The organism is Desulfobulbus sp., assembly GCF_030824455.1.
In the GTDB taxonomy this organism is placed as follows: domain Bacteria; phylum Desulfobacterota; class Desulfobulbia; order Desulfobulbales; family Desulfobulbaceae; genus Desulfobulbus.
On the sequence record NZ_JAVBXR010000075.1, the window covers coordinates 23,320 to 30,815 of the forward strand.

At 56.9% G+C, this 7,496-nt stretch carries 5 protein-coding genes; 2 read left to right on the top strand and 3 right to left on the bottom strand.

Annotated elements, in window-relative coordinates; translation table 11 throughout:
- Nucleotides 1-61 precede the first annotated feature (61 nt).
- Nucleotides 62-3,913, top strand: a complete 3,852-nt coding sequence (locus RCH93_RS09685; protein ID WP_306548176.1) for a stalk domain-containing protein — start codon at nucleotides 62-64, stop codon at nucleotides 3,911-3,913.
- A 379-nt stretch (nucleotides 3,914-4,292) separates the two neighbouring features.
- On the opposite strand, the gene RCH93_RS09690 is transcribed toward RCH93_RS09685, so the two are convergent.
- The 3 genes from RCH93_RS09690 to RCH93_RS09700 are packed head-to-tail and all read right to left on the bottom strand — an operon-like array spanning nucleotide 4,293 to nucleotide 6,237.
- Nucleotides 4,293-5,162, bottom strand: coding sequence for a hypothetical protein (locus RCH93_RS09690; RefSeq protein ID WP_306548177.1), 870 nt, complete (start codon nucleotides 5,160-5,162; stop codon nucleotides 4,293-4,295).
- Nucleotides 5,163-5,212: 50 nt separating this feature from the next.
- The gene (locus RCH93_RS09695; RefSeq protein WP_306548178.1) at nucleotides 5,213-5,701 is read right to left on the bottom strand and encodes a DUF4402 domain-containing protein; all 489 of its coding nucleotides are present in this window, start codon (nucleotides 5,699-5,701) and stop codon (nucleotides 5,213-5,215) included.
- Nucleotides 5,701-6,237, bottom strand: coding sequence for a DUF4402 domain-containing protein (locus tag RCH93_RS09700; RefSeq protein WP_306548179.1), 537 nt, complete (start codon nucleotides 6,235-6,237; stop codon nucleotides 5,701-5,703). The genes RCH93_RS09695 and RCH93_RS09700 overlap by 1 nt, the downstream gene beginning before the upstream one ends.
- A gap of 670 nt (nucleotides 6,238-6,907) precedes the next feature.
- Between RCH93_RS09700 and RCH93_RS09705 the strand changes: the two genes are divergently transcribed.
- The coding region (locus RCH93_RS09705; RefSeq protein WP_306548181.1) for a hydrogenase small subunit at nucleotides 6,908-7,496 on the top strand (589 nt) is incomplete at its 3' end.

A 7,496-nucleotide genomic window follows, 5' to 3' on the forward strand; every position in this document is an offset into this window, starting at 1 on the left:
CAGTCATTCCGTTGAAGACAAACTGGCGCATAAATTGAGCTGCTGAGCACCAAGGGGTATCTTGACCGCTTCCGTTGCCCGTATAGCAAAAACAGAGACCGAGACGTCGCTTAGCGGACGGGCCAATACGAGTCCGTCCGCCGCTTTTGACGCCTCGCTCGACATCGAACAGGCCGATGTGCTTTTGCGCCAAACGGACCAGTACGCCCAGTGGCAACAACTTCGTCAAAAAAACGACGCTGAGGCCAAGCGACTTGCTGGAATAGTGCTTGCCCGTGACGCCCTGCTGCAAAAACAGGCCAAAGGGGAGTCAATTAATTGGCAAGAATTTGATCGATTAACCACGCAACTCCGACAAGCCGGCATCAGTCTGCCCGCCGCCCAGGACATCCAGGGCAAAAAAAACAACTCCCCCGCTCCGCTCTCCTCTGCAACGCCCTCCGACGACGCCCAACAGGCTTCGTCTCCGGCCGCCCCGGCCGAAACCTTGCTCAACGACGACAACATGCTCGTTCTGAGCGTGGTCTGCCCCGCAGTTCGCCTCAAGCAGGAAGTTGTCGGGTATGGCGATGAACAGACCACCTTGCTTCCCTTGGGAGAGGTCGCCCACGCGCTCGACTTCGACATCGCCGTGGACCCCAAAAAACGAACCGCAACCGGGTGGTTCATCTCCGAAGACCGCACCCTTTCTATCGACGCAACCAAACGGACCATCAAGGTAGACGGCAAAAGCTACCCCTGGGACGACAAGGCGATCGCTGTCGGGGAAGACGAAATCTTTGTCGACAGCCGCTTGTTGAGCCAATGGCTGCCGGTGGATTTCAAAATTTCGATGGGAGAGCTTACCGCCACTGTTGAGCCGCGCGAAAAGCTTCCCCTGCAAACCCAGCTGGAACGCGAGAAGAAACGCCAGGGTCTTGGCAAAAAAGAGGATACGAGTCTAAAATATGACGCGCTCGAATCTCCGTATGCACTCTATTCCTTCCCGGTGATGGATGTTTCCCTGACCAGCGGCGTTGAGACGGACAACAGCAGCAAATCCGGTCTGCAGCTCAATCACTCGATTGTGGCCGAAGGCGATCTTGCCCGCATGACCGCCAAGGCCTACCTGTCGGGCAATGAGGAGGATCCGCTGGACAATGCCCGGCTCACCTTGGAACGGCTTGACCCCGGGGGCAAACTCCTGGGGCCGATGCAGGCCACCAAGGTTGCGGTGGGCGACGTGTCCCCGGCTGATCTGCCCGTGCTCGGCAGCAGCGGCACGGCGCGCGGGGTGTCGGTGTCCAATGCCGACGTCAATCGCAGCAGGGATTTTGACACCACCCGTTTTGAAGGCAACATGCAGCCCGGCTGGGACGTGGAGCTCTATCAAAACGGTAACCTGATCAATTCGGTCCGGGTGGGAGCCGACGGGCGCTATCTGTTTGAGGATGTTCCCGTCTACTTCGGCGCGAACGCCTTTCAGCTTCTGGCCCTCGGTCCCCAGGGCCAGAAACGCATGATCGAGTCCAAGGACGTCAACGTCGGCTCGGGAATGCTCAAAGCGGGCAAGCTTGAATACAACGTCTCGGCAACCCAGGCCAAAAATATGGTTCCTGGGTTTGACGAGGTGGAAACCGGCGTCGACGAGGGGGCGCGAATCACCAGCGCCTTTGCCTATGGCGTGACCGACCATCTGTCGGTGACCGCCGGCGTCACCAGCGTCGAATTTGACAATGTGTGGCACAATTATGCGCAGGCCGGCGTCAACGGCACGCTCTCCTCCCTGTACGGCGAACTTGACGTCATCCAGGACAGCGCCGGCGGCAGCGGCGTCTCCGTGCAGAGTCAATCCGTGATTGGTCCGTTTAACCTTCGGGCCAAACATGAGGTGTTCTCCGACTTCATTGAGCCCAGCAATCCGGACAACCCCTTGCAATCGCGGACCTCCGCCGGCGTCAACGGCATGATCCCCGAGGTGTTGTTCATGCCCCCTCTCTCCTATACGCTGTCTCGGGACATGTCCGTCCGCACTGAAGGGGAAACCAGCCGCACCAATTTGCGTCTTGCGGGAAGCGTTGGCAGAATTCACCTGTCCAACGTGATTCATTGGAACGACAATGCGGCGACTGCGGTTTCAGACGCCCCGGTGGACGGCGAATTTCAGGCAACGGGTAGCGTCGGCCGGGGGCGGGTCACTGCCGGGGTGGACTATGATCTCGGCGATAAGAATGCAGTCAGCCAATATAAACTTTCCGGTTTGTACCCGATTGCCGAGAAGGTCAGCGCCGGCGCCAATCTCCTTCGGGAAACTGGCGACGACGACGGCGACGAAGAGAGGACAAAGGCTGAAGTCAATCTGGCCTTTGACGCCGGGACAATGATGCTGACCCCTAAGGTTTCCTATGACAGCGAGGGCAATTACGGCGCTTTCCTCACGGTCTCCTTCTCCCTGGGTCAAGATCCCGTCAGCAAAGATTTGCAGATGCAGTCGGAAAAAAGATCCGGCAAAGGAACGGCGACCGCCTTTGTCTACCATGACGCCAACAATAACCAGGTGTTTGATCAGGACGACACCCCTTTGCCGGAGGTGAAGGTGGCGGCAAAACAGCTCCGGAAAAGCGGGTTGACCAATGAGCAGGGCGTGGCCCAGTTGACCAACCTGTCCGCCTTAACGCCTACCGATGTGGAGGTCGACGCAAACAGCCTGGAGGACCCGTTCTGGCAGCCCTCAGTTCCGGGCGTGGCGGTTATGCCGCGCTCTGGCAGCGTTCAGCGGCTTGAGTTCCCGATTGTCTCGACCGGCGAGATAGACGGCGGCGTCTTCTATGAAAACAGCAAGGGAGAAAAGGAGCCCTTGTCCAGGGTTGCGCTTGAGCTCCGGGACGAGAAAGGCGCCGTCATTAAGAGAACGAACCCTGAGTACGACGGATTCTATCTGTTTGAAAAGGTGTTTCCCGGAACCTACACCTTGCATGTTGTCAGTGAAGACCCGCAGGTTAAGGATCTGGCAAGCGGATTCAGCAAAGAGGTGGTCGTCGGCGCCGACGGAACCATTGTCCGGGGAGCGGACGTCGTCTTGCGGTCGCCGGAGGCTGGGCGTGGACAAGAGAAACGTCAGGAGCCGCAAACGCCGTCCGCAAGCAAGGTGCGCAACGACCAGCCGTCGCCCAATGCGGCGACAACCACTCAGGCCACGACTGCCGATACGGCTAAGTCTCGCGTCGCAGCACCGAAATCTGCCAGCCCGGCAGCGGAGCAGGCCATCCCGGTGATTCAAGCCGCTCCAAAGCAAAAGATCTCAGTCTCTCCTGCCAGACAAACGGCTGCAGTTGCTGCAGTCACGCCTGCGGCCTCCATCGCCCTGGCGCCGCTCCGCATTGTGTCGGGTTCGGAGCAATCTCTGCAAACCGCGAATCCCGATGCCCAGCCCGCGCCTCCTCCTTCGCCTCTCCCCGATCCTCAAGATTTCCGTCCCGCCATGCAAACTGGGAATAACGGCAAACCCGTTTCCAGCCCCACCCCCACGGCTTCTGCCGGCGCGGCTGCAGTCAGCAATGGCCGCAGTCAGCGGTATGTCGTCCATCTTGCCTCCTACAAGTCGATGAAATCGGCCCAGGCTGGAATCCAGATTCTTGCCAAACGGCTGAGCGGCATTGTCTCCCCCAATGATTTCACCGTCACCGAAGTTGATCTGGGCAAGGAAAAGGGTGTGTTTTTCCGGGTAACCTGCGGAAAATTCGGCGCAAAAGTTGATGCTGATCGATTGGCGGCACGCATGGCGCCAAGAACTGAATACGCCCGCAGTATGCTCGTCAAAGTCAACGGCAACGAGGGGAAGACCGCAGCTCCGCCGCCACTGCGCTCGGTTCAGACCGGTATCAATCCAGCGGCAATCGCCGCCAAATATGCCGCCATGCAGCACAGTCGGTAATCCTTCGGCGTGAGGACAGGCGGGCGTTTTGGCTGGCCCAACGAAAAGTTCCCATGCAGCGCTTGGATACCAGAGAACGAGAGCTGGCCGGCGGACCGCAGCCCGAATGCAGCCTGCGGAATCCGGGGTTTTGATTTTGATGGTTTCCCGAATTCCGTTGCACTTCATCCAGGCTACGGGTTGACATGACGCACCCTCATCGACGAGATGTTGCTGTGTGCAGCAGCCTCGTTTGATTGAGAAATGGATGAACCTGGAAGTGCGAATGAGACAATCAGCCCTTCATGTGCCAGTGCGGTGCTGCCGCTCAGAATAAAAAAAGGGGTGCGAGACGATGTCGTCTCGCACCCCTTTTTGGTGTTGGCTGGGTGGGCCGCGATTAGCGGACGGGGAATTCCTTGATGTTTCCCGGCGTTGCTTTTTGCTGTTTGTCGCCGCTGCCGGTGCTGGGCAAGAAGCTGACGCGAACTGATCCGGAAGAGAGTTCCTGGCGGGTAACATTATCCAGGGGAATGGCTATGGTCCGTTCGGAATCCGGTAAATAGATGGCCAATCCCTCCGCGTAACCGATTTGCCGCATGTTCTTGGGATTGTTGGCGGGGATGAAATCGAGACGAACGTTGCCAAAGGCGCTGCCTTTGCCGCTACGGCCAATCTTCACCTCGGCTGCCAAGCCTTCGGAGGCCTTTGCCTGCGGTTTTAACGAAAAGGCAAGCGGGGTCACCTCGGGGGCAATCTCTCCATTCTGGATGATTACTGGGATGGTGGAGGTTACCAGAACGTCAATATTGAAAGTGGCTTTTTGCCCTGCCGATGCGCCGGCGTCACCCGTTTGCTTTTGTACTGATTCCGCCTGGGGACTGAGGCTCAGGCGGGTTTGATACTCTCCCGGCGGAAGGTCCTGCGGCTTGCGCGCTATGAGTTTGACGATTTGACGCGCCCCCGGCGCGATGGTGGCCCGGCGAGGCGAAAAGCGGATCATGCTCTTCACTAACTGCTCCTGCTCCGTCTCGGTCTCGACTGGTCGCAGTTGGCCGTCTTTGTCCTTGCGCATTGTGACCAGCGATATCGCATAGGTAACCGGTTCGTCGCCGGTATTGTTGACATGGATATCAACCGAACGCTGACGATCTGTGAAAATGGCTCGAATGGGCGTCAATAACAGCGATTTGGTCGCCGCCAGGCTGACCTCGGCTGAAGCCAACACCGCAAGGGAGCAGAACGCTATCGACAAAAAAAACGGAAACAATGACTGTTTCCGTGGGAAAAGATTTTGAGAGAGCATGGAGAAACTCCAGATTATAAAAAATTGAGTTGGATAGTCATAGAACCGCTGTAATTGCCACGGTTTTCATCGCCGCGCAGGCTGAGGCTGCCGCCGATGCTCAGTTCGCGTCGGACGTTGCCTCCCGGCAGGTTGGTGCTCTTTTGGGACAGCGAGGGGATTCCTCTGATGGTGATGGTGTGGCCGCCACTGGTCAAGGCGACCGAATCTGGATAAATCACTTCCGCTTGTTCGGCCTCGTTAGAGGTGAGCGTCAGCAGGCCGCTGCTGCCGCCGGTAACCGCCGAGCGTTCAGCCGAGGGCACGGCGGGGCCGCTTTGTGCGGCAATGGTCACTGTGTCGCCCCCCGGATGGAGGTCAATTTCACCGAAATACGGGGGGAGAACCTGGGTCACCACCCCCGCCGGGGAAGCGGAAGCGGTGACCAGCAGGAAGAACAACAGCAAGCCGACAAGCAGACATCGGCTGTTGGCACGGTTGAGATTGTGCCCTTCGCCCGTCATTAGTAATTAATGGTCAGGGTAACGTTGCCTGAATAGGTGTCGTTAGCTCGCCCGGCCGGGATGGTGAGTACGCCGCCGATATTGATAGGTAGATCAACGGTAACTAATTTATCTGCAAGGGTAGGGGTGGAATTAGTTGCAAAACCAGCGACCGTTATTGTTTGCGAGGAGACTGCACCGGTCAGGGTCACTGGGGCAACGGGGAAAACTAAACCGACATCAGTCAAAGCATTCGCCGATTTAATGGTGACAAGTCCACTCGTAGCAGTGAAATCCGTAATCGGAGAGAGGCCGGTTGCGACGGGTGCTGTTGACGCGCCCGCAGAGGCATTCAGTGTGATAACATCTCCGCCGGGCTTGAGGTCAATCTCGCCAAAATTTAAAGATTTGTCCACCGTTTGCGCGAGTGTGCTGTTGATTTTCGCCTCGATCGGCACGACCAAGTCCACTGCTTCAGCCTTCGTCCCTGACAGGGCAATCGCCCCAAGCATTGCTGTTCCCAAGAGAAGCGCACTGCTTTTCCAGATTTTTCTCATAATAATTCCTCCTGTTGAATTGTTTTGGCGCAACCTCCGCGAGGCGGCGGCGCTTGAGTTGTTTCGGTCAGAACTCCCTCTGCTCTTCCCGGATGGTATGTTATCGGCCGTCATTTTCAAAAGATTAATTGCTTTTTTTGTCCCGTTGGGGGGCGTTTTATCCTAACCCCACTCAATGATTCGAAAAATTATTGCAAAAAATTGTAAATAAAATTCCGGTTTCTGCTGCGCCTGTCGTTTTGCTGCGACTTTCACCTGTTTGTGTTGCAGGGTGAGATGCCGAACTGCGTGCGCCAGTTCGTTACAATGCACACGATGCGCCATTACTGTTATTTCTTTATTCGTTGTTATTTCAGGATTTTAAACTATTTGCGGGGTGGCGCGATCCACAATGCAGTTACCCAAGCGCAAGCGGGATAACCAAGAGTGCGTGTAATTCGCTGGTCCCTCCCGAGCATTTGGAACGAAAGTTTTTGCCTGCACGTATGTCGAAGCGGCAGGGTTGACATGCAATTTGTGCGTTTTGTGCAAAAATAAAAAACCGTTGCACAGCTTTTTTTTTGCCTTTATAGAATTATCAAGAAAAATTTCCGTTTCACTGTTTCAGATTGAGGTGTGTTGAATTTTTATGCGGACATAAGCAGTTAACTGTACATTTAGGAGGTGGCAGATGGAGTCGAAAGTTGTGGGCAACAACGAGGATCTGTTGAGTGGCGTGACTCGCAGGGATTTCATGAAATTCTGCACGGCGGTGGCGGCGACCATGGGCCTGCCGATTGCTGCGGTCCCCCAAATCGCCGAGGCCGTCACCTCGCCGAAGCGGCCTCCCGTGATCTGGCTGTCCGGCCAGGAGTGCACCGGCTGCGTTGAATCGCTTCTGCGCACCGGGCATCCTTCCATTGAAACACTGATTTTTGATCTGATCTCGCTCGAATATTCCGAGACCCTCAACGCCGGTTCCGGCCATCAGGCCGAGGCTGCGCGCGCCAAATCCATCGAAGAAAACAAAGGCAAGTTCATCCTGGTGGTGGACGGCGCCATTCCGGTCAAAGACGGCGGCATTTACTGCCAGATCGCCGGCAAACCGGTGCTGGACATCCTCAATGAAACCGCGCCGCTGGCCGCTGCCGTCATCGCCATCGGCTCCTGCGCCGCCTGGGGCGGAGTGGCCGCCGCTTCGCCCAACCCCACCGGAGCAACGCCGGTGCATGAGGTACTGAAGGCCAAAGGCATCCCGGTGGTCAATATCCCCGGTTGCC

Bases quoted from the DNA above. Each gene is read 5' to 3' on its own strand.
- RCH93_RS09695 (WP_306548178.1), bottom strand. From the start codon at position 5,701: ATGACGGGCGAAGGGCACAATCTCAACCGTGCCAACAGCCGATGTCTG.
- RCH93_RS09700 (WP_306548179.1), bottom strand. From the start codon at position 6,237: ATGAGAAAAATCTGGAAAAGCAGTGCGCTTCTCTTGGGAACAGCAATG.